Origin of the sequence: Sphingomonas sp. Ant H11 (assembly GCF_000797515.1) — a bacterium.
Classification (GTDB): Bacteria; Pseudomonadota; Alphaproteobacteria; order Sphingomonadales; family Sphingomonadaceae; genus Sphingomonas.
On sequence record NZ_JSBN01000015.1, the window covers coordinates 26,006 to 48,597 of the forward strand.

At 65.5% G+C, this 22,592-nt stretch carries 16 protein-coding genes, 1 tRNA gene and 7 pseudogenes; 13 read left to right on the plus strand and 11 right to left on the minus strand.

What is annotated here, in order from left to right; all coding sequences use genetic code 11:
- The first annotated feature begins 66 nt into the window (after positions 1-66).
- From NW75_RS04065 to NW75_RS23455, 3 genes and pseudogenes are all read left to right on the plus strand, one after another.
- Positions 67-621: a shikimate kinase gene (locus tag NW75_RS04065; RefSeq protein ID WP_052192154.1), complete on the plus strand. Its 555-nt coding sequence runs from the start codon at positions 67-69 to the stop codon at positions 619-621.
- Positions 618-1,714: pseudogene (gene aroB / locus NW75_RS04070) on the plus strand (3-dehydroquinate synthase). Before NW75_RS04065 ends, aroB begins: the two are co-directional and overlap by 4 nt.
- Positions 1,715-1,867, plus strand: a complete 153-nt coding sequence (locus tag NW75_RS23455) for a DUF2256 domain-containing protein (protein ID WP_081988617.1) — start codon at positions 1,715-1,717, stop codon at positions 1,865-1,867.
- Here NW75_RS23455 and NW75_RS04075 read toward each other — a convergent pair.
- From NW75_RS04075 to NW75_RS04105, 7 genes and pseudogenes are all read right to left on the minus strand, one after another.
- Positions 1,854-3,104, minus strand: a complete 1,251-nt coding sequence (locus NW75_RS04075; protein ID WP_033963939.1) for an MFS transporter — start codon at positions 3,102-3,104, stop codon at positions 1,854-1,856. The genes NW75_RS23455 and NW75_RS04075 overlap by 14 nt on opposite strands.
- A gap of 394 nt (positions 3,105-3,498) precedes the next feature.
- Positions 3,499-3,834, minus strand: coding sequence for a DUF423 domain-containing protein (locus tag NW75_RS04080; protein WP_033963941.1), 336 nt, complete (start codon positions 3,832-3,834; stop codon positions 3,499-3,501).
- A pseudogene (locus NW75_RS04085) lies at positions 3,831-5,587 on the minus strand (cation:proton antiporter domain-containing protein). The gene NW75_RS04080 and the pseudogene NW75_RS04085 overlap by 4 nt, the downstream one beginning before the upstream one ends.
- Positions 5,584-6,018 carry an iron-sulfur cluster assembly scaffold protein gene (locus tag NW75_RS04090; RefSeq protein WP_033963975.1) on the minus strand — a complete coding sequence of 145 codons (435 nt, stop codon included), beginning with the start codon at positions 6,016-6,018 and terminating at the stop codon, positions 5,584-5,586. Before NW75_RS04090 ends, NW75_RS04085 begins: the two are co-directional and overlap by 4 nt.
- Before the next feature lie 88 nt (positions 6,019-6,106).
- Entirely contained in the window at positions 6,107-6,664 is a 558-nt protein-coding gene (locus NW75_RS04095; RefSeq protein WP_033963942.1) for a CvpA family protein, read from the minus strand.
- A 272-nt stretch (positions 6,665-6,936) separates the two neighbouring features.
- Positions 6,937-8,307 carry a DNA repair protein RadA gene (gene radA / locus NW75_RS04100; protein WP_033963944.1) on the minus strand — a complete coding sequence of 457 codons (1,371 nt, stop codon included), beginning with the start codon at positions 8,305-8,307 and terminating at the stop codon, positions 6,937-6,939.
- Positions 8,308-8,746: 439 nt separating this feature from the next.
- The gene (locus NW75_RS04105) at positions 8,747-9,451 is read right to left on the minus strand and encodes a glutathione binding-like protein (protein ID WP_033963946.1); all 705 of its coding nucleotides are present in this window, start codon (positions 9,449-9,451) and stop codon (positions 8,747-8,749) included.
- A gap of 66 nt (positions 9,452-9,517) precedes the next feature.
- Between NW75_RS04105 and NW75_RS04110 the strand changes: the two are divergent.
- Positions 9,518-10,666, plus strand: a pseudogene (locus NW75_RS04110) (glycosyltransferase family 4 protein).
- Between the two features lie 9 nt (positions 10,667-10,675).
- Here the strand turns inward: NW75_RS04110 and NW75_RS04115 are convergent.
- Positions 10,676-10,990, minus strand: coding sequence for a DUF2218 domain-containing protein (locus NW75_RS04115; RefSeq protein ID WP_033963949.1), 315 nt, complete (start codon positions 10,988-10,990; stop codon positions 10,676-10,678).
- A gap of 86 nt (positions 10,991-11,076) precedes the next feature.
- Positions 11,077-11,643 (minus strand): PadR family transcriptional regulator, encoded by a 567-nt coding sequence (locus NW75_RS04120; RefSeq protein WP_033963950.1) that lies wholly within the window; start codon positions 11,641-11,643, stop codon positions 11,077-11,079.
- A 181-nt stretch (positions 11,644-11,824) separates the two neighbouring features.
- Between NW75_RS04120 and NW75_RS04125 the strand changes: the two genes are divergently transcribed.
- The 8 genes and pseudogenes from NW75_RS04125 to NW75_RS25855 all read left to right on the plus strand — a co-directional run.
- Positions 11,825-13,135 carry a replication-associated recombination protein A gene (locus NW75_RS04125; RefSeq protein WP_033963976.1) on the plus strand — a complete coding sequence of 437 codons (1,311 nt, stop codon included), beginning with the start codon at positions 11,825-11,827 and terminating at the stop codon, positions 13,133-13,135.
- Entirely contained in the window at positions 13,132-13,476 is a 345-nt protein-coding gene (locus tag NW75_RS04130) for an MmcQ/YjbR family DNA-binding protein (RefSeq protein WP_033963951.1), read from the plus strand. The genes NW75_RS04125 and NW75_RS04130 overlap by 4 nt, the downstream gene beginning before the upstream one ends.
- Positions 13,473-14,332 (plus strand): annotated as a pseudogene (locus NW75_RS04135) (hypothetical protein). The gene NW75_RS04130 and the pseudogene NW75_RS04135 overlap by 4 nt, the downstream one beginning before the upstream one ends.
- 19 nt (positions 14,333-14,351) lie before the next feature.
- Positions 14,352-14,427, plus strand: a tRNA-Thr gene (locus NW75_RS04140).
- A 299-nt stretch (positions 14,428-14,726) separates the two neighbouring features.
- Complete coding sequence (locus tag NW75_RS04145; RefSeq protein WP_171010472.1) at positions 14,727-15,779, plus strand: efflux RND transporter periplasmic adaptor subunit; 1,053 nt, start codon at positions 14,727-14,729, stop codon at positions 15,777-15,779.
- Positions 15,776-16,090: pseudogene (locus NW75_RS28100) on the plus strand (efflux RND transporter permease subunit); the annotation flags it as partial. The gene NW75_RS04145 and the pseudogene NW75_RS28100, both read left to right, overlap by 4 nt.
- Complete coding sequence (locus NW75_RS04150) at positions 16,074-18,920, plus strand: efflux RND transporter permease subunit (RefSeq protein WP_269430269.1); 2,847 nt, start codon at positions 16,074-16,076, stop codon at positions 18,918-18,920. The pseudogene NW75_RS28100 and the gene NW75_RS04150, both read left to right, overlap by 17 nt.
- Before the next feature lie 11 nt (positions 18,921-18,931).
- Positions 18,932-20,302 (plus strand): annotated as a pseudogene (locus tag NW75_RS25855) (efflux transporter outer membrane subunit); the annotation flags it as partial.
- A gap of 105 nt (positions 20,303-20,407) precedes the next feature.
- Here NW75_RS25855 and NW75_RS24925 read toward each other — a convergent pair.
- On the minus strand, positions 20,408-21,070 hold the full coding sequence (locus NW75_RS24925; protein WP_126849116.1) for an RluA family pseudouridine synthase: 663 nt from the start codon (positions 21,068-21,070) through the stop codon (positions 20,408-20,410).
- Between the two features lie 92 nt (positions 21,071-21,162).
- Here NW75_RS24925 and NW75_RS04160 point away from each other — a divergent pair, with 92 nt between their 5' ends.
- Entirely contained in the window at positions 21,163-21,942 is a 780-nt protein-coding gene (locus NW75_RS04160; RefSeq protein WP_033963953.1) for a M15 family metallopeptidase, read from the plus strand.
- On the opposite strand, the pseudogene wrbA reads toward NW75_RS04160, so the two are convergent.
- Positions 21,932-22,533 (minus strand): annotated as a pseudogene (gene wrbA / locus NW75_RS04165) (NAD(P)H:quinone oxidoreductase). The gene NW75_RS04160 and the pseudogene wrbA sit on opposite strands and share 11 nt — an antisense overlap.
- Between the last annotated feature and the right edge of the window lie 59 nt (positions 22,534-22,592).

Here is a 22,592-nt window from a genome sequence, read left to right on the forward strand (position 1 = left end):
CAATTTGGGCTGCGCCCGCAAGGCCTTTTGCCCGAGACGCCCGTGCGCTGTATAGCCCTCGCTTCGATGTTGCAAAGCCCAGCCCCCACCCCACCCCAATCGCCGAAATGGACCGGCCAGCCGATCGTGCTGGTTGGGCTGATGGGGGCTGGCAAATCCACCGTTGGCCGCCGCCTGGCGATGCGCCTCGGCCTGCCCTTCGTCGACGCCGATACCGAGATCGAAACGGCCGCCGGCATGTCGATCCCCGATATTTTCGATCGCTTCGGCGAAGCCTATTTTCGCGATGGCGAACGCCGGGTGATCGCGCGGCTGATGGAAGGCGAACGACGAGTGATCGCCACCGGCGGCGGCGCGTTCGTGGACCCGCAGACGCGCGCCGCGATCCTCGACCGGGGTTTTGCGGTGTGGCTCGATGCCAAGCCCTCAGTGCTGGTCGAGCGCGTCTCGCGCCGCGACACGCGCCCGCTGCTGCGCGGGCGCGATCCGCTTGCCGTGCTCGAAGAACTGGCGCGCGTCCGCAACCCGTTCTACGCGACCGCGCATCTCCGCGTCTCCAGCCACCGCGCGCCGCACGACGCAACCGTCAACGCCATCCTGAAAGCGCTCAACCAACCATGACGACCATTCCCGTTTCGCTGGGCGCGCGCAGTTACGATATCATCATCGAGGCCGGGCTGCTCGGCCGCGCTGCCGACTGGCTCGCGCCGCTGTCGCGCGGGCGGCGGATGGTGATCGTCACCGATGAGAATGTCCTGCCGCACTTGGCGACCGTGCAGGCCGCGCTGACCGCGGCGGGCGTAGCGAGCGAAGCGATCGTGCTGCCGCCGGGCGAATCGACCAAGAGCTGGGCGATGCTGGAGCAGCTGACCGACCGCTTGCTCGATCTTGGCGTGGAACGCGGCGACCATGTCGTGGCGCTGGGCGGCGGGGTGATTGGCGATCTCGTCGGTTTTGCGTGCAGCATCCTCAAGCGCGGTTGCGGCTTCGTGCAGATCCCGACGACCCTGCTCGCACAAGTCGATTCGTCGGTGGGTGGCAAAACCGCGATCAATTCCAAGGCCGGCAAGAATCTGATCGGCGCTTTCCATCAGCCGGCGTTGGTGCTGATCGACCCCAATGTGCTCGACACGCTGCCGGAGCGCCATGTCCGCGCGGGCTATGCCGAGGTCGTGAAATACGGCCTGATCGATGACCCCGACTTCTTCGCCTGGTGCGAGGCCAATGCCGCCGCGCTGATCGCGGGTGATGCCGACGCGCGGCTCTACGCCATCGCCCACTCGGTCGCGGCCAAGGCGCGGATCGTCGCCGAGGACGAACGCGAGACGACCGGCGCGCGCGCCTGCTCAACCTCGGCCACACCTTTGGGCATGCGCTGGAAGCCGAAGCGGGCTTTTCCGACCGGCTGCTCCACGGCGAAGGCGTCGCGGCCGGAATGGTGCTCGCCTTCGGCTATTCGGCGGCGCGCGGGCTTGCTCCACAAATCGATGCCGATCGCGTTGCCGCGCACCTCCGCGCGATCGGGCTGCCCGATGGCGCGGCCGCGGCGGGCATCACCGCCGATGGCGAAACACTGGTCGCGCACATGCTGCACGACAAGAAAATGGACGCGGGCACGCTGCCTTTCCTGCTCGCACGCGGGATTGGCGGCACTTTCCTCGACAAATCGGTCGATCTGGCGGACGTGCGCGCATTTCTGGATCGAGCGGCCTAAGTGCCGAACGGCGTCGCCAAGGCCGACCTGCCTGAAAAGATCTGCCCGGTCTGTCAGCGCCCGTTTGCATGGCGGAAAAAGTGGGCGCGCGATTGGGACAGCGTCGTTTACTGCTCCGAACGTTGCAAGCGCGCGCGGATCAGCGCCGCTTGAGCAAGGCCAGGCCGCCAAGGCTCAGCACGCCCGCCGCCACCAGATAAGCCCCGACCAGCCACAGCCCACCCCGCGCGGCCAGGGCCTGCGCCGCGATCGGGGCGAGCGCGCCACCCAGGATTCCGCCGAGATTGAAGGTGATCGACACGCCGGTATAGCGTACCCCGGCGTCGAACAACGACGGCAGCCAGCCGCCGAGCGGGCCATAGGCAAAGCCCATCGCGAACAGCGACAGCGCCAGCCACGCGAACACCACCCACAAGGACGCAGACCCCAGCATCGTTCCCATCAGCAAGCCCGAGGCGACGGAGCCGACAAACCCCCAGCGCAGCATTGCGGTCGCACCGAACCGGTCGGCCAAGGTGCAGGAGACGATCACGCCCGCAGCCAGGAACAGGATCGCACCGAGTTCCAGCCCCAGAAACGCCTGCCGCCCATGGCCAAGCGCGGTAGTGCCGTAGCTGAGCGCAAACGCCGTCGTCAGATAGAAGAGCGCAAAACAGGCAACCACGCCGACCGTGCCCGCGACTGTCGCGCGCAGATGCAGGCGGAACAGCTCGGCGATCGGCACTTTGGGCAACGCATCGTGCGCGGCGGCTTCGCGGAAGGCCGGCGTCTCGGTCAACTTCAAGCGCACCCACAGACCAAGCAGCACCAGCACCGCGCTCGCCAGAAACGGCAAGCGCCAGCCCCAATCGCGGAATTGCTGGTCCGTCAGCACAGCGCCCAGCAGCAGAAAGAAACCATTGGCGGCGATGAACCCAACCGGCGCGCCGAGCGGCGGAAACATCCCCCAGCGATTTTCCTGGCCCTTGGGCGCATTCTCGACCGCCAGCAGCGACGCCCCGCCCCATTCGCCGCCAAGCCCGAGCCCCTGCCCAAAGCGCAACAGGCACAAGAGCGACGGGGCGACCCAGCCGATTTGCGCATAAGTCGGAAGGAAGGCGATCGCGACGGTCGAGCCGCCCATCAGCATCAGCGAGGCGACCAGCGTCGACTTGCGCCCCAAACGGTCGCCGAAATGCCCAAACACCGCCGCCCCCAACGGCCGGGCGAAGAAGGCGAGGCCGAAGCTCGCGTAAGAGGCCAGCAACTGCACCGCCGGATCGCCCGCCGGGAAGAAGAGCGGGCCGAACACCAAGGCGGCGGCGGTCGCGTAAATATAAAAATCGTAGAATTCGACCGAGGTGCCGATCAGGCTGGCGAGCAGGATGCGGCGGGTCGAGGCGCTGGTCATCCACGCTCCCTATCGCGCTTGTCTGTTCGTGTCGAAGGGGCGAATGAATAGCGCACCGTCACCCCGGCCTCGCGCCGGGGTCCACCGCGATACGAGACAATCGATCGCAGAGACCCTGTATGGTGGATGCCGGCACAAGCCCGGCATGACGTGGGAAGGTTGCCGTCGTTGCCGTCCCGTCGAACCGTCCGTCACACCGCCGGACGCGGCACACGCTTACCCTTGGTCCGGCTGGTCAAATGAAACGCCCCGCAGCGATCGCACCGATAGGGCCTGAGCACAAGATCACTCGCCTGTGCCAGCGACCGCGCCTCTTGCTCGGACCCGAATCGCCTTTTTCTCGCGCAAACGCTGAGCTTGGTGCGGGCCACTTAAAAGGCACCTCGCGTCGGCGTCACACCGTCCGCGCCGCCGACCAGGCCAGCCACAGCCACCCGGCAATCAGCAACACGCCCCCGATCGGCGTCACCGCACCCAGCCAGCGGGGTGCGCCCAGCGCCATCAGATACAGCGTTCCGGCGAATATCGCGCCGCCACCGATGAACAACCACGCCGGGCCGCGCACCTCCATCCGCCACGCCACCAACGCCACAACTGCGTGGATCAGTTGATAGTGCGCGCCGGTCTTCAGCCACTCGGCCGCCTGACCGCTTGCCCCATGCGCGCCGAACGCGCCCGCGCCGACCGCAATCGCGCCCGACAGCGCCGCCAGAAGGGCGATCCAGTTCATCCTGCTTGCTCCTCGCTCAGCCCGGCGCGTTGATCTTGCGTAATCATGATGCCACGCGCCGCGCGAATGTCGCCCGCTCGGACTGCACGCGCAGACGTTCCTTGTCGTTGCGGCGATAAATGTCCTCGGTACGATCGATCTCGGCATGGTCCACGCCGATGCTCTCAAGCGCCATGCGCCCCATCTTCACCGCCGATTCGAGCACTTCGCGCACGACGCCATCGACCGGGGCGCCCTTCAGCTTGATCACCGCGCGACGATCGAACGCGCGCACGTAGATTGACGCTTTGGGAAAGGCGTTGTGGACCCCGGTAACGAGATCGGGCGAAATCTGGTCGCCATCCATGCAGAACAGGATCAGCTCCGCCTCGCCCGCACCCGCCTGACGCAGCAAATCCAGCCGCGTTCCGTCACCATAATAGACCTTGGCTCCGAAATCGCTGGCGACATCGATCATCTCGATATCGGTGTCGATCAGCGTCACCGGCACGCCTTGCGCGATCAGCATTTGCGCCACCGTCTGGCCGAAGCGACCATAGCCGACGATCAGCGCATTGGCCCCGTCGGCCTTTGGGCCGTCACGCTCGCCCGCGACGACCGGCTCTTCGCGAATGCGCTTGGTGATCATCATCAGGAACGGCGTCGTCGCCATGGACAGCGTGACGATCGCGCCGAACAGGCTCGCCGCCTCGGGCGCGATCAGGAAGGCACGCTGCGCCTGGGCGAACAGCACGAAGCCGAACTCGCCACCTTGGCTAAGCAGCAGCCCGAGCGCGAGCGCGGCGCGCCACTTCATGCGAAAGGCCATACCGATGCCGAAGATGATCACCGCCTTGGTCGCGATCAGCGCGAGCGCCATGGCGATCACGAAGAACGGCCGCTCGGCGATCGCGTGCAAATCGAGCATCATGCCGACCGCGAGGAAAAACAGCCCGAGCAGGATGGAGCGGAACGGCTCGACATCGGCCTCCAGCTCATGCCGATACGGGCTGTCCGCCAGCATCACGCCCGCGACGAATGCGCCCAGTGCGGTCGACAGACCAAGCGCCTCCATGATCGCCGCCGCTGCCACCACCGTGAACAACGCGGCGAACACGAACATCTCGCGCTCCCCCAGATTACCGATGATGCGGAACAGCGGGCGCAGCAGGAAGCGCCCGGCGAGCACCAGCCCGGCCACGGCGAGCACGGTCGACAGGAACAATTGCCAGCCCGGCGGGCCATGCGCGTCCGCCGGATTGCGCGACAGCACCGTCACCAGCGTGATCAGCGGCACGATCGACAGATCCTGGAACAGCAGGATCGAAAAGGCGCGCTCGCCAAAGGGCGTGCGCAGGCGCCCCGCCGATTGCAGCATCGGCAACACCTGCGCGGTCGAGGAAAGTGCGAGCGGCAACCCTAGCACCAACGCCGCCGACCAGGAGAAATGCACCGCCGCGACGAGGCCGGTGACCGCCAGCCCGCACAGCACCACCTGCAATAGCCCGAGCCCGAAGATTTCCTTCTTGAGCGCCCATAGCCGCGACGGATTGAGTTCCAGCCCGACGATGAACAACAGCAGCGTGATGCCGAGTTCGGCCACGCCGATCTTGGATTCGGCATTGCCGACCAGATGCAGCACTTGCGGCCCGACGACCGCGCCCGCGACGAGATAGCCGAGCGTCGCGCCGAGGCCGAAACGGCGGAAGATCAGAACGAAAACGAGCGCAAAGCCACCGAGGATGACGCCATCGAGCAGCAGCGATTCGTTCATGCCGGTGCCTTTGCGGCGGCAGCGGCGGCGGCTTCGGCGGCCGCTTCGAAGGCCAGTCGGATCGACGCGTGCCGCGCGCTGTGCGGCAGTGCAGGCGTGAACAATTCGAAGCCGGGCCAGTCGGGCAACGGCCCCTGCCCCGCCAGCCACGCGGCCAGCGCATCGCGCGCAGCGGCGATCTCAGCGGCGGATTTGCCGATCACCGCCGCGCCCATCAGCGACGACGAGGCCTGACCCAGCGCACAGGCGCGCACCAGCAGACCGAGGTCGGATACGCGCCCCTCAGCATCGACATTGATATCCACCGTCACGCGGCTGCCGCAGATCGGCGAACGTTTTTCCGAGGTCGCCATTGGACTTGGCAAGCGCTGATGATGCGGAATGGTGGCGGCGAGCCGCAGGATTTCGGTGTTGTAGAGCGGCGCGTTCATGCAGCGGATGTAGGGCATGCCGGGGGATTCGTCACCCCGGCGATGGGATGTTCTGCGCCGCTTTGCGCGGCCAGGGACCGAGAAATCGCTACTCGCCCGCGCGATCGGAGTCGGCGACGTTCGCGCCATGCCCGAACACCGGCTCGCCCTTGCGGCGGCGATCGACGAAATCGGCGATGCTGGCGCTGGTGCTGTTGAGGAGGGGATAGACCTTGGCCGAGGTCAGCCATTCGGGGCGATGCGCCGGGCCGCCGCTGACGGTGTCGGTCATCAGCACCACCAGCAGGAAAGCCAGGCTCGCGAGGATCAAGCCCTTGAGCGCGCCAAAGCCGAAGCCGAGCGCGCGATCGACCGGCCCCAGCACCGAATCGCGGGTACGGGCACCGATCGCCCGCGCAACCATGCGCCCGCCATAATACGTGCCGCCCGCCAGAATCGCGAAGGCGAGCACCGCCGCGCCCGTCGTCGTGCCGACCACGCCGGTCAACGCATGAGTCAGCGGGACATGGAACAGCTTGATCGCAAACACGATTCCGACCCAGGCGAACAGCGAAAGCACTTCGGTGACGAAGCCGCGCGTGATGCCGAGCGTGGCGGCACCGCCAACGGCGAGCAGGACCAATATGTCGAGGGCGGTAAGATGCATGGCGCGCGTCTTACAAGCGTGGGACGGTGGAAGTCGAGTGGGGTGCGGGCGTGTTGGGGGTTACGGGGTTTGGGGGAGTGCTTTCCTCAACCCGCTCGTTTCGAGCGTAGTCGAGAAAGAGCCACAAGCGCTGTGCCAGGTTTCTCGACTACGCTCGAAACGAACGGACGGAGAGCTACGGACAGGGAGCTACGGACAGGGCAGGGAGAGGATGCGACCAAGAGTCATTACGCTCCACCAGTGGAAGGCTTGTGGGAGGGCGCAACGCCCCCTCACCGCCCCAGCATATGCTCCACAAAGCTGGCCAGCGTGCCGAATCCGCTCAACTTCAACCCGCTCTTGTCGTCCGTCACCGCCGCGGGCAGCAGCGCGCGTTCGAAGCCGAGCTTGCCCGCCTCCTTCAAGCGCAGCGGACCGTGCGCGACCGGGCGGATTTCTCCGGACAAGGCCAGTTCGCCGAACACCACCGCATCGGCGGGCACCGGGCGTTCCGACAGCGCCGAGATGAGTGCCGCCGCCACCGCCAGATCGGCAGCCGGGTCCTGCACGCGGTAGCCACCCGCAATGTTGAGATAGACTTCGCTCGAGGAGAAACTGAGCCCGCAGCGCGCCTCCAGCACCGCCAGCACCATGGCGAGACGCCCGCTGTCCCAGCCGACCACCGCCCGCCGGGGCGTCGCGCCGCTCGCCAAGCGCACGACCAGCGCCTGAATCTCGACCAACACCGGCCGCGTGCCCTCCAGCGCCGGGAACACCGTGGTGCCGGTCATGCCTTCCTCGCGCTGCGTCAGGAACAATGCGCTGGGGTTGGACACTTCGGCCAAGCCTTCCGCCACCATCGCGAACACGCCGATCTCGTCGGTGCCGCCAAAGCGGTTCTTGATCGCGCGCAGGATGCGATATTGGTGGCTGCGCTCGCCTTCGAAGCTCAGCACGGTATCGACCATATGTTCGAGCACGCGCGGGCCGGCGATGCTGCCGTCCTTGGTGACATGGCCGACCAGCACCACCGCAGTGCCGCGTTCCTTGGCGAAGCGGATCAATTCCTGCGCCGAGGCGCGCACCTGGCTGACGGTGCCCGGCGCCCCCTCGATCAAATCGCTATGCATCGTCTGGATCGAATCGATCACCAGCAAGGCAGGCGGCGTCGCCTGGCCGAGCGTGGTGAGAATGTCGCGCGTCGAGGACGCCGCCGCCAGCATCACCGGCGCATGGCCGAGCCCGAGCCGCCGCGCGCGCAAACGCACCTGATCGGCCGCTTCCTCGCCCGAGACATAGGCGACTGGCAGCCCGGCCAGCGCCATCTTCGCGGCCGCTTGCAGGAGCAAGGTGGATTTGCCGATGCCGGGATCGCCGCCGATCAGCGTCGCCGATCCTTCGACGAACCCGCCGCCGAGCGCGCGATCAAGCTCGGCAATGCCGGTGGCGAGCCGATCGGGTAGCGTGATCTCGGCATCGAGGCTGACGAGCTGAAACGCGCGCCCGCCGCCCTGCAGATTATGCTTCGCCTGGAACGGCGTGACGGTAGCGGGAGCTTCCTCGACCAGCGTGTTCCATTCCCCGCAATCGGCGCATTGCCCCTGCCAGCGGTGCGACACCGATCCGCAGGCCTGACAGACATAGCGCTTTTGGAGTTTTGCCATAAGCAGCGATGTAGCAACACCGGAACGAGAGGGGAACAAATTTCGTTGTGGGTCGTGTCGTCCACCCGCCCGGCGCACGCGTTTTTCACGAAATCGGGACGCCGCCTTGTTAGCGGGCGAGTCGCGGGGCTGACCGTCGAGCACGACCCCGCGCCGGGAACAGGGGAAGCACAATGGATTCGGCAACGGCGATTACGCGCGCGCGCAGCGGGCTTGGCAAGAAGACCGAATATAAGAGCCCCGGCACCATGCCATCCTTCGCCGCCGCGACCATCCCTTCCAATGGCAAGCTCGATTGCAGCGGCTTTGTCTATGCTCGCTCGGCGGATGGCGGCAGCACGGGGATGCGATCCAGGAGACCGCACCCGCGCCGTGGCTCGCCCACAACAACGCAATTGCCGTGTGGTATGAAGGCTTTTCGGACGCGCCGTCGGCCTGACTACCCCCGCGCCGGGATCGCCAGACCGCGCTGCACCGCTGGCCGTGCGAGTCCGCGCTCGAGCCATGCCTTTACGTGCGTGAACTGGTCGAAGCCGACCAGCTCGCCTGCCCCGTAGAAATCGACCAGACCGCGTACCCAGCCGAGCATCGAGATATCGGCGATGGTATAATCGTCCCCCAGGAACCAACTCTTGCCCGCGAGCACGCCGTCCATCACGCCGAGGATGCGCTTGGCTTCGGCGACATAGCGGTCACGCGGGCGCTTGTCCTCAAAGTCCTTGCCAGCAAACTTCACGAAGAAGCCGACCTGTCCGAACATCGGCCCAACCCCGCCCATCTGGAACATCACCCACTGGATCGCCTGCCAGCGCGCAGCGGGATCGCTGGGCAGGAACTTGCCGGTCTTTTCCGCCAGATACAGCAGGATCGCGCCGGATTCGAACAAAGCGAGCGGTTTCCCATCCGGCCCATCGGGGTCGAGGATCGCGGGGATCTTGCCATTGGGGTTGAGCGATTCGAAGGCGGGGCTGTGCTGGTCGTCCTTGGCGAAATCGACCAGATGCGGCTCGTAAGCCAGCCCTGTCTCCTCCAGCATGACCGATACTTTCACGCCGTTGGGCGTGGGCAACGAATAGAGTTGCAGCCGGTCGGGCTGGGTGGCGGGCCAGCGTTGCGTGATCGGAAAGGCGGAAAGGTCGGTCATCGGCGCGAAAACTCCTTTGACGCCAGAGATAGTCATCCGGCGATAGCTTCGCTATGGCCCGGCACGATGGAAGCGTCCGATCTCCGCGTAGCCCTGTTCAGCGGCAATTATAACTATACCCGTGATGGTGCCAACCAGACCCTCAACCTCCTGGTCGGCTATCTGCTCAGTCGCGGCGTGAAGGTGCGAATCTATGCACCGACGAGCCGCACCCCAGCATTCCCGCCGGTCGGCGACCTGGTCAGCGCGCCATCGATCAAGATCCCGTTGCGCGGCGAATACAAGCTGACGCGCGGCATGGGCAACCGTGTCCGGCGCGATCTCGACGCCTTCGCGCCCAATATGATCCACGTTTCGGCACCGGACCGTCTGGGGCACAAAGCGCTCAATTATGCTGAAAAGCATAACATCGCCCGGGTTGCTTCGTACCATACGCGGTTCGAGACCTATATGAGCTATTACGGCTTGGGGTTTCTGGTGCCGCCGATGATCGGTATTCAGAAGCGTTTTTTACAGCCGGGTCGATGAAGTGCTCGCGCCAAGCCAGGTCATGGGCGAGATCCTGCGCGAATGGGGCGTGCCCACCCCGGTGACGCGCTGGTCGCGCGGGGTCAATCACGATCGCTTCAACCCCGCGCAGCGCGATCTGGCGTGCGACGTAGCCTTGGCATCGGCGATGACGAGGTTGCGGTCGGCTTTCTGGGGCGGCTGGTCAAAGAAAAGGGGCTGGACGTGTTCGCCGCAGCCCTCCGCACGCTCAAGGCGCGCGGCGTCAAGCACAAGACGCTGGTGATCGGCGAAGGCCCCGCGCGCGACTGGTTCGCGCAGGAAGTGCCCGATGCGGTGTTCGCCGGCTATCTGACCGGCGACGATCTGGGCAAGGCGGTCGCGTCGATGGACGTGTTCTTCAACCCGAGCGTGACCGAGACCTTCGGCAATGTCACTCTGGAAGCCATGGCGGCGGGCGTGCCCGTCGTCGCGGCCCGCGCCAGTGGTGCCGTCGGCCTGATCGCCGACGGCGTCACCGGGCTGATCGTGCCCCCGACCGACATCGAAGGCTACGCCGACGCCCTACAGCGCTTCTGCGAGGACCATGCCTTCCGCAGCACCGCCGGGGCCGCCGGTCATGCCGAGGCCGCGACCTATCAATGGGAACGCATCAACCAGACCGTGCTCGACACCTATTTGAAGGTACTCGCGCGCCGCGCCGCATGACGTGCGCGTTCAGCGCCAATCATAAGCGAGTGGGGCCTCGCGAAACGCGAAGCGATCGACATGGCGCGCGACCGCGCCTTGCAACGCTTCGAGCTGTTCGACTGCGCTAGCCTCGATCCGCACCACAAGCGCATCGGGTTCGGCATCGAAAGTGACGGTGGCATCGCCCGGGAAATTGGCCCCGCGCGCATCCTTTGGGAACACGATCGTGCCGTGCTCTGGGGTGAAGACCACCGCCAGATTGTGCTCCCAATGCTTGCAGGTTTGCTGAAGATACTTGCTCGCATGCGCCGTCGGCACGCGCGCGGTTGTGCTCAGGCTCATATCACGTCTCCGAAGGGGAGGCTCAGCCCCTGCCGCAGCCGCGGCACTTGCGAGGCGACGGCGGAGGAGCTGAAGCCGGGTCATGCTTACAGCCGCTCGATCTTCTGCGCGGCTTCGTCGATCAGCGCGACGACTTCGTGCAGCGTTTCCTGCGCCACGTCCTCGCTGCGCAACTTGTGGATCAACACTTCGCGCAGATTGCCCATCGCCCTGCGCACCGAGGCGCTGTCAGTCCGCGCGCGTTCTGCGCCGACCTCGGCAAGGCGCGCGAACAGCGCCTCGACCTGTTCGGCATTCTCGGCGAGATGCGCGGTGCCGGTCTCGGTGACCGCGAAGAGCTTCTTCGCCCCATCGGCCTGCCGCGCCTCGATCAAGTCCATGTCGTCGAGCAGGGTCAGCGTGGGATAGACGACGCCCGGGCTCGGCGCATAGGCACCCCCCGTCAGTTCCTCGATCGAGCGGATCAGATCATAGCCGTGGCGTGGCTCGTCGGCGATCAGCTTGAGCAGCACCAACCGCAATTCGCCGCCATCGAACATCCGTCGGCCACGCGGACCACCGCGCCCGTCACCGTCGCCCCGGCCGTGCCCATGACCATGGCCACGTCCGAACCCGCCGCCGAAGCCGCCACCAAAGCGCCCGCCCATCGCCATGCCTTTACGACCTGGATGACAGCCACGGTCTCCGCGACCGCCGCGCTCTACAAATACAAACATATCGTTCCTTTCTATAACACGATGGCACTAAGATATATCTTGATTGCATCGACGCAAGGGGTTCGTGCATTTTTTTTGGGGGAAACCCTATCTTGGCCTAACTCGCCCGAGGAAAATGATGCCCGACCTGTTCGCGACCTTCGATCCTCCCGCCGCCGACCAGCCGAGCGCCACCGCCCCGCTCGCCGACCGGCTGCGCCCGACGACGCTCGCCGAGGTGGTGGGGCAGGATCATATCACCGGCCCCGAAGGCGCGATCGGGCGGATGGTCGCGGCGGGGCGGCTGTCCTCGATGATCTTGTGGGGGCCGCCGGGCACCGGCAAGACGACGATCGCACGGCTGCTGGCCGATGCGGTTGGCTTGCGCTTCATGGCGATTTCGGCGGTGTTCTCGGGCGTCGCCGACCTCAAGAAAGCCTTTGCCGAAGCCCGCGATCACGCGAAGATCGGCAAGCGCACGTTGCTGTTCGTCGACGAAATCCACCGCTTCAACCGTGCACAGCAGGACGGCTTCCTGCCCTATGTCGAGGACGGCACCGTCACGCTGGTCGGCGCGACCACCGAGAACCCGTCCTTCGAGCTTAACGCCGCCGTGCTCAGCCGCGCGCAGGTGCTTATCCTGCATCGGCTGGATCCTGCCGCGCTCGGCAAGTTGCTCGACCGCGCAGAACAGATTGAGGGCCGCCCGCTCCCGCTCACGCCCGAGGCGCGCGATGCGATGATAGCCAGCGCCGATGGCGACGGCCGCTTCCTGCTCAACCAGGCCGAGACGCTGTTCGCAGTCGACCTGCCCGAGCCGCTCGATCCCGCCGGGCTCTCCGCCTTTCTGCAGCGCCGTGTCGCGGTGTATGACAAGGACCGCGAGGGGCATTACAACCTCATCTCCGCACTGCACAAAGCGGTGCGCGGATCGGACCCGCAAGCCGCACTCTATTATCTGGCGCGGATGCTGACCGCCGGCGAGGAGCCGCTGTACCTGCTGCGGCGCATGGTGCGGATGGCGGTCGAAGACATTGGCCTCGCCGATTCCAATGCGCTGACGCAATGCCTTGCCGCCAAGGACGCCTATGATTTCCTCGGCAGCCCCGAGGGCGAATTGGCGATCGCGCAGGCATGCCTGTATCTGGCCACCGCGCCCAAATCGAACGCTGCCTACAAGGCACAGAAGGCCGCCTGGAAATCGGCACGCGAGACGGGGTCGCTGATGCCGCCCGAGAATATCCTCAACGCGCCGACCAAGCTGATGAAGGACATCGGCTATGGCAAGGGCTATGCCTATGATCACGATACCGCCGAGGGCTTTTCGGGCGCGAATTACTGGCCGGCCGAAATGGCACCGCAGACCTTCTATGTGCCGACCGAACGCGGCATGGAAAAGCGCATCGCCGAACGCATGGCGTGGTGGGCCAGCCTGAAGGGGGAGGAATGAAGGACTGGGAGTCGCTCGCCGCCTTTGCGCTGACGCTGCCCGACACCGTGGCCGGGACGCATTATGGCGGGGCGGCGATCAAGGTCGCGTCAAACGGGCGGGCGTTCGTCTCGATCGGCAGCGAGGCAGGTTCGTTCGTCCTCTCGATCGACTCGGATACCAAGGAAATCCTGCTCGAAACCGACCCAGCGACCTTCTGGCAGACGCCGCATTATGAAGGCTGGCCCGCCGTGCTGGTCCGCTATGACACTAGCGATCCGGATCGGGTGCAGGACATGGTCACCCGTGCCCGCGACCAGGCGGCCGCGCGCAAGGCCAGCAAGCCCCGCAAGAAAGCGTGACACCGGCGCATTTCTCACGCTTCGCCGCGATCGACTGGTCGGGAGCCAGAGGCGCGCGCCACCCCGGCATCGCGCTGGCGCTGTGCGAAACCGGCACGGCAGCGCCAACCCTCGTCAAGCCGCCGCGCGGCATCTGGTCGCGCGCCGACATCCTGCACTGGTTGCGCGATCAGGCGGATACGCCCTTGCTGGTCGGCTTCGATTTCAGCTTCGCGCCGCCTTATGTGATGCGCGGGGCGTATCTACCCGGCGAGGACACGCCAACCACCGCCCGCGCTTTCTGGGCTTATGTCGACGCGCATGCGCCCGACGCCGATCTCGGGGCAGCCTCCTTCCTCGAAGCACGGCGCGGCACGCATTTCTATCTCGTGCGCGCGACGGGACCAAGGCCGACTTCCTCCACTTCCGCCGCTGTGAAGCGCACCACAATGCCGCAGGCTTCGGCAAACCCTCGACCGTCTATGATGCGATCGGTGCCGCGCAGGTCGCCAAAGCGAGCTTCGCCGGGATGCGTCTGCTCCATCATCTCGGCACGGACGTGCCCATATGGCCGTTCGATCCCGCTCCAACCGCCGGCGCGTGCGTGGTCGAGATCTACACCACCATCGCGGCCCGCGCCGCAGGTGTGCGCAAGGGCCTCAGCAAACTGCGCGATCCTGCCGCACTCGACGTCGCGCTTGGCGTGCTCGGCAGCGCACCGCACCTTCCTCTCCCGCGCTATACCGATCATGCCACCGACGCGATTTTGACTGCGGCGTGGCTGCGCGCCAATCGCGCACGCCCGGAATTTTGGCATCCGCCTGCCCTCACCGCACAAATCGCACGCACGGAGGGCTGGACCTTCGGCATATCCTGACGCATTGAGCGTGCGACGTGCCGGCTTAGCTCAGTTGGTAGAGCGCCAGTTTTGTAAACTGGATGTCGCGGGTTCGATCCCTGCAGCCGGCACCATCTCCAACGTGGGCGATTCGGGTAACACGTCCGCTGCATTGGCCCGGCCGTCTCGGTGACAAGAACCCAAAACCGCGCCCAACCTTCGTATAAATTACAAATCCACATCGCTGCCTAAAAAGAACACCGTCGTCGGTTGAGGGGTCACGAACGTCATGGCCCCGGCCGCGCATCGGAGGCCTGTGATGCATCGGGGAAAGCGGCGCGAGCTAACGCATTTGGCGCTCGTCGGCATAGCGTCGAGTTTGGCAGCCTGCAGCGCGTCTCCCGCCGCGGAACGGGTGCCCGCCGTCCCGGTCGTGACCGCCGTCGTTCAGCGCGGCAATCAGCCCGTAACGCTTGGTGCCCCGGGCCAGCTGCAAGGCTATTACACTGTCGATGCACGCGCGCAGACCAGTGGCAGGATCACCCGTTTATTCTATGCCGAGGGACAGACGGTCAAGGCCGGTCAGCCGCTTGCACAGATCGATCCGCGCCCTTTGCAGGCGGCGCTGGAGGCCGATCGGGCGCAACTCGCGCGCGACAGCGCGGCGCTGGACGGGGCGCGTGATCTGCTCGAGCGTAACGCGCCGCTCGTCTCGCAAGGGCTTGCATCCGCGCAACAAGTCGCTGCCTACCGAACCCAGGTCGCCCAACTTGCCGCAACCGTGGCAGGTGATCGCGCGGTCCTAACGCGCGACCGCCTGTCGCTCGCCTACACCACAATCCGTTCGCCCATTTCGGGCGTGGCAGGTCTGCGCAAAGCCGATCCCGGAGCGTTGGTCGGCCCGTCGGACGCCGCCGGAATCGTGACGGTCGCGCAGGTGCAGCCGATTGCCATGCTGTTTTCGGTTTCGCAAAAGGATCTCGATGCAATCCAGCGCGCAGTGGTTGGCTCGCGGACGAACCTGAAAGTCGCCGTCACGACGCAAGGCGATGGACGACCCGTTCTCGAATCCGGCGAATTGGTCGTTCTCAACAACCAAATCGATCCGGCAACCGGCACCGTGCTTCTCAAAGCGGTCCTGCCGAATGCCGACCGCAAGCTCTGGCCCGGACAATTGGTACATGCACAGCTCGAACTGGGCATCCGGCCCGGTGTCATAACAATCCCGTCCAGCGCGGTTCAGCGGAACCCGCAAGCGACGTTCGTCTGGCTGGTGTCCAACGGTCACGCGCGCATGCAGCCGATCAAGGCCGGAGCATCGACGGGTGATCGAACGATCGTAACCGCCGGCCTGGTCGGCGGCGAAACCGTGGTTACCGACGGCCAGTTCGCGCTGACTCCCGGGGCGGTGGTGACGGCCCAGGCCAATCCCGCCTCCGCCCCGGTGCGATCGGATGACCCTCACCGGCTGGGCATCGTTCAATGAGCGCGCCCGAGGCATCGGAGCTGACTCCATCGGGCGGGCTGTCGGGCCCCTTCATCCGGCGCCCGGTGGCGACGATGATGCTTGCGATAGCGCTGCTGCTCGCCGGCATTCTGTCCTATCTGCAGCTGCCGGTTGAATCGTTGCCGAACGTCAGCGTCGCGACAATCCAGGTCACCGCACAGCTGCCAGGCGCGGACGCGACCACCAACGCCGCTGCGGTCGCAACCCCGCTGGAGCGTCAGCTTGGGCAGATCCCGGGCCTGACCCAGATGACATCTTCGAGCGCTCTCAGCTTTGTGCAGATTTCATTGCAGTTCGCGCCAAAACGTTTCGGCCCAGCAGGCCGCGCTTGGCGTGCAGCAAGCGCTGATCGCGGCACAGGCGAGTCTGCCCCCGACGCTGGTCGCGCCGCCAAGCTTTCGCCTCGTCAACCCGGCCGACCCGCCCGCCCTCATCCTGGGAATCACGTCCGACGCGCTGCCGTTGACCACGGTCGACGATTATACCGAGAGCGTCCTGTTCGGTCGCCTATCGCAGATGCCCGGCGTCGGCCTGGTCACGATCGGTGGACAGCAGCAGGCTGCCATGCGGGTCGAAGTCGACCCGGCGGCCCTAACGAGCCACGGACTGACAATGGCCACCGTGCGTACGGCGCTTCAGCAAAGCACGCTCAAAGCCGCCAAAGGAACGATCCGCGGCGACCGCCAGACCTGGGGCCTGTCGACCAACGACCAGCTCGATACCGAAAAGGGCTTTTCAGATGTGGTGATCGCCTATCGCAACGGCGCACCGATCCGCATCTCTGACATTGGCAGCGCGCGGATCGGGCCCGCAAACACCCAGCTTGCCGGCTGGTTCAACCGGAAGCCGGCCATCATCCTCAACGTCTTTCCGGCAGCCGGAGCGAACGTGATCCAGACGGTCGCGCAAATCCGGGCGGCGCTGCCCAAGCTGCAGGCATCGCTGCCGAAGGCGGTGCAGATCCGCATTGTGTCCGACCGAACCACGACGATCCAGGCCTCCGTAAGCGACGTCCGGTCCACGCTTCTGCTGACGGTCCTGCTCATAATCGGCACGATCTTTCTTTTCCTCCGCGAGCCACGCGCCACCCTGATCCCGGGGATAGCCGTCGTGCTGTCGATCATTGGCACGTTCGTCGTGATGCGCCTGTGCGGATTCAGCCTCGACAATCTGTCGCTGATGGCGCTGTCGATCGCAGTCGGCTTCGTCGTCGATGATGCGGTTGTGATGATCGAGAACATCACCCGCTACGTCGAACAAGGCCTGACGCCGTTCCAGGCGGCACTGAAGGGTGCGGGCGAGATCGGTTTCACCATCCTCGCGATTTCGACATCGCTGCTTGCAGTGTTCATCCCCTTGTTGCTGATGAGCGGTCTGGTCGGCCGGATGTTCCAGGAGTTCGCGCTGACGGTGGCTTCGGCGATCGTCCTGTCGGTGATCGTCTCCCTAACCCTGACACCAATGTTGTGCAGCATTCTGCTCAAGCCAAGCCGTGCCGACGCCCGGCATGGCCGACTCTATACCTTGCTCGAGCGCGGCTTCGCGCGGCTGACTGCGGGTTACGGCAAAGGGCTGGACGTCGTACTGCGCCACCAGCGGCTCGCGCTCGTCGCGATGGGCGGCACGGTCGCATTGACCGGCCTCTTGTTCGTAACGATCCCAAAGGGTTTCTTTCCTGAGCAGGATACCGGCATGATCGCCGGGATTACCGAAGCCAGCGGCGACATCTCGACAACGGGGCTGGCCGCCCGCCAGACGGCGCTCGTCGACATCCTGCTAAAAGACCCCGCAATCCAGACCGTCGCGAGCTATATCGGCCCGGGCGGAAGCAGCCCGGCCCCCAATCAGGGCCGTATGTTCATCGCGCTCAAGCCGTTCGGACATCGAGGACCCGATGGCGGCGCACAGCAGGTCATCGCTCGGTTGAACAAGGCCGTCGCAGGGCTCGCCGGGATCAAGCTCTACCTCCAGGCGTCGCAGGACATTACGATCGGCGCGCGAGTCTCCAAGAGCCAATATCAGTTCACGCTGGTCGACGCCGACAGCGCCGAACTCAGCGAGTGGTCGCAGCGCGTGGCGTCGGCCTTCAAGAAGATCGCCGGTGTCACCGATGTGACCAGCGACGCGGGCAGCAACGGGCCACAACTTGCGATCACCATCGACCGCGACGCCGCTGCACGCCTCGGCATCACACCGGAAACCATCGATACCGCGCTGTACGACGCCTATGGCGAACGCCCGGCGACGAAGATCTACACTCCGGTGAACCAATATTTCGTCGTGCTCGAATTCGCTGCGGCACAACGGGCGACACCGGATTCGCTACAGCAAATCTATCTCAGCGCGTCGAACGGCGACCGAATCCCACTGTCGCAGGTCGCCACGATCCAGCCCGACTCAGCCCCGCTGGTGGTGAACCATCAGAGTGGCTTCCCCTCGACGACCATTTCCTTCAATCTCGCGCCAGGCGTGTCCATCGGCACTGCGGTAAGCGCAGTTCAGAAGGTCCAGGCGCAGCTTCATCTGCCGCCCACCTTGCAGACATCGTTCGCGGGCAATGCACAGGCGTTCCAGTCCGCGCTTGCGGGCCAGGGGATCCTGATCCTGCTGGCTCTTGTGGTCGTGTATCTCATTTTGGGGATGCTCTACGAAAGCTGGATCCTGCCCCTGACGATCCTGTCGACCTTGCCTTCGGCCAGCCTGGGGGCGTTGCTCACGCTATGGCTGGTAGGGCGCCCGCTGGACGTTATCGGAATTATCGGCATCGTGTTGCTGATCGGGCTTGTGCAGAAGAACGGCATCATGCTCGTCGATTTCGCGGTCGAGCAGGAAGCCGCAGGCTTGGCACCCGAGGCAGCCATCCGCGAAGCTTGCCTCACTCGCTTTCGGCCAATCCTGATGACGACCCTGTGCGCAATGCTTGGCGGCATCCCGTTGATGATCGGGACGGGCGCGGGTGCGGAAATCCGCCAGCCGCTCGGCTATGCCATCGTCGGCGGACTGATGTTGTCGCAGGTACTGACGCTGTTCACCACGCCGGCCGTCTTTCTCGCAATCAATCGCCTGTCCCGCCGCCGCAAGGCCTCACCAGGGCCGCTTCAGCCGGTGCCGCAGCCATGATGGGTCCCGCAATGTCGTCTCCTTGCTCATACCCGCACCGGATCATCGGTATTCTGCTCGCGAGCGCAACGCTGGCGGGATGCGCGCTCGGCCCCCGCCCGGTCCCGCCCGCCCCGACCGTCCCCGCGCAATGGAACAACCCGGTCGCCAACCAGGGAGAGTGGCCGAGCGACGACTGGTGGAGCGCATTTGACGCCCCCGAACTGGAACGCCTGATCACAGACGCGCAGTCGCTCAATACGGACATAGCCCAGGCTCAAGCGCGGTTGGTTCAAGCCGATGCGCAGGCGCGGATCGCGGGTGCGGCCTTGCTGCCGACGGTCGCGCTCCAGCCGGGCGCATCGACCATCCGCAGCCTCAGCCCCACCGGCACGCTGCGGCGCTACAGTCCGTTGCTCGGCGTCGCGAGCGCTTCCTACGAAATAGATTTATGGGGCAAGCTTCACGACGCGCGACGCAGTGCCATCGCCAACGGCCAGGCGGCGCGCTTTTCGATTGCGGTGGTGCGTCTCGGCGTGACGAGCAGCGTGGCGGCGACCTATTTCCAGCTCTGCGCGGTGCAAGACAAGATCGCGGACGCCAAGAATGACGTCCTAAGCGCGACCCGCATATTGGAGGGTCTGCGTATCCAGCAACAGCATGGGCTCGTCACGGGTATGCAACTGGCCCAGCAGACCGCCCTCGTCGCCCAGTTCGAAGCGGCGATTGCCCCGCTCGAGATCCAAAGGACGCATCTTGCCGACGCGCTGGCGATCCTGAGCGGCCACACACCCGAAGAGATTGCGATCACGGGAGGTTCGCTCGAAACCGTGAAGATCCCGCATGTGGAAAGCGGTCTTCCTGCCGACTTGCTCCTGCGTCGCCCGGACGTTCAGGAAGCCGAACGCCTGCTCGCCGCTGCGAATGCCAATATTTCGGTGGCCCGCAAGAACTTCCTTCCCTCCATTGCCTTGACCGGAACAGGTGGAGCGCAAAGCGTCGCGCTGGCAAGTGCGGTGGGTGCACCTGCCGCGATCTTCAATTTCGGTTTGTCGACGCTGCAGCCGATTTTTTCGGGCGGGCGACTGCGAGGTTCGCTCGACTATGCCAATGGCCGTTACGCCGAGCTCGCTGCCGGCTATGCGCGCGCCGTACAGCAGGCGCTTGGAGACACCGAGGATGCCTTGGCGACAGTCTCCGGCGAGGACATCGAGATGGCCAGACGCACCCAAGCGCTGGCCGCTTCGCGCAATGCAGCGGAGATGGCGCGCAAGGGTCTCGAAGGCGGCCTCACCGACACTCTCCCGCTCCTGCTGGCCCAGCAAAGCCTCGCAAGTGCGCATAGCAGCTATATCGACGCGCGCCTCAACCGGGTCCTGGGGGCGGTAGCCTTGTACAAAGCCTTGGGCGGCGGTTGGCAGAAGCCTGATATCCCGCGCGACGACCGGCCGATGCGCGAACAATATCTCTTAACTTCGCCCACTCTTCCGAGTGCGATCGGCGAGCGCTCAGCCCTCGCTGAACCCCGCCACCACAAACCGCTCCGGCAACGGTGCTTTGGCGATAATCGGCTCCTTGCCCGCACGCGGCACGGTCAATTCGGCGGCGTGGAGCAGGGTCGCACCCTCGCCCTTGCCATAGATCGGGTCGCCCACCACCGCCGCGCCCAACGCTTCGGCAGCATGGACACGAATCTGATGCGTACGGCCAGTTTCGGGAATGAATTCCACAAAGCTGCGCCCGTCCTTGATCTCGAGCACGCGCCATGCCGTGCGCGAGGGCTTGCTGCCTTTGGTGCCAAGGGGATCGCCAACCATGCGCCACCCCGTCTCGATCGTGCTGACCTTGGCCAACGCCAGGTCGATCAATCCGCTTTCGCCTTCGACCACGCCATCGAGCACGGCGAGATAGCGCTTGCGCACAAGCCCCTGCTCGAACGCCTGCTGCAGCCTGGCATGCGCCTTGGGATTGCGCGACAGCAGGAGACAACCAGACGTATCGCGATCGAGCCGATGCACCGGCACCGGCCAGCGTTTGAACCCGAAGGTCAGCCCGTCGAGGTGGTTTTCGAGGCTAAGCGAGCCATCGCGCGGGCGGTCGACCGGGAGGCCGGCGGGCTTGTCGATGACGAGTGCCTCGCCATCGAGAAAAAGAACATGGTTTGCGAGCATTTCGGCCTCTTGCCACCGCTAGCGCCGACATGCCAGAGATTGTGCCTGTGAGCAGATGCGGAAGATCGATAACGCAGGTCGTTTTTGGGGCGATGGGCATCGTTCTCGCCCTGACTGCGGCTGCCCCGCAAAGCGATCTTCCCGCCCCTATGCCGGACGGCCGCATGCTCGGCCATCTGCCCTATGCCGAGGCCCTGCGCGGCGACCTGGTCGAAGCGCCAGCGGGTTTCGGGGTTGGGCAACCGTGCTTTATCCACCGCGACGCGGCACCGGATCTGGCCCGGCTGCTGACTGCAGCAGCGCTGACCCCGGGGGTCGGCCGGGTCCTCCATGCGGTATCCTGCTTTCGCGCGATCGCGCATCAGCGTGCGGTCTTTTGCCGTAACGCCCGGCCCGGAATTTGCCCCGATCCCTTCAATCGCGCCCGCTTCGTCGGGCCACCCGGCTATAGCGAACATGCCACGGGCTATGCGATCGACTTTGCGGTGCGCCCTGCCGCCGATTGCCGGGACGTGGATGCCTGTATCGCCGCCACCAACGCCGGGCGCTGGCTTCTTGCCCATGCGCCGGACTATGGCTTCGAACTGTCCTTTCCCAATGGCAACCCGCAAGGGGTGACGTGGGAACCGTGGCACTGGCGCTGGGTCGGCGCGAGCGTCAACGTGTCGGGCGCGGCACGCGCGCGGCTGACCTTCGCCCGCGCCCGCACAACCTACCCCGGAAAGCCGGGTGTTGCCAGCGACCGCGACGCCTGGCTGATCGCCACTGCACCGCAACCGCCGCTCTTGCTGATCAGCAAGGCAGCCACGACGCCGCCACCGCCCCTGTTGGGAGCGATGGCAGCGCCCTGGAGTCAGGAGCTCAGGCGCTAAGCTTGGCCGCCGTTTCGGCGATGCGCTTGCCCTGATAGCGCGCACCGGCCAGTTCCTCCGCTTCGGGCTGACGGCTGCCGTCGCCGCCTGCGATCGTGGTCGCGCCATAAGGCGAACCGCCGCGCAGCTTGTCGACGCCCATCTGGTCCTGGAAGCCGTAATCGAGACCGACGATCGTCATGCCGTGATGCAGCAGGTTGGTGATGATCGAGAACAGGGTCGTTTCCTGGCCGCCATGCTGGCTGGCGGTCGAGGTGAACGCGCCGCCGACCTTGCCGACGAGCTTGCCCTGAAACCATACACCGCCGGTGGTATCCCAGAACGACGCCATCTGGCTTGGCATACGGCCGAAGCGAGTCGCGCGCCAACGATGATCGCGTCATAATCGGCAAGGGCGTCTGGGCCCTCGATCACCGGATGGGCGGTGTCGGTCTTGAAACCGGCCGCTTCGATGACCGCCTGCGGGGCGGTTTCCGGCACGCGGCGGATATCGACCTCGGCCCCGGCCGAGCGGGCACCTTCGGCAACCGCATCCGCCATCTGCTCGATATGGCCATAGGACGAATAATAGAGAACGAGAACCTTGGTCATTGTACAGTCCTTCTTCATTGCTCCCCTCCCGAGAGCGGGCGGGGGTTGGGGTAGGAAAA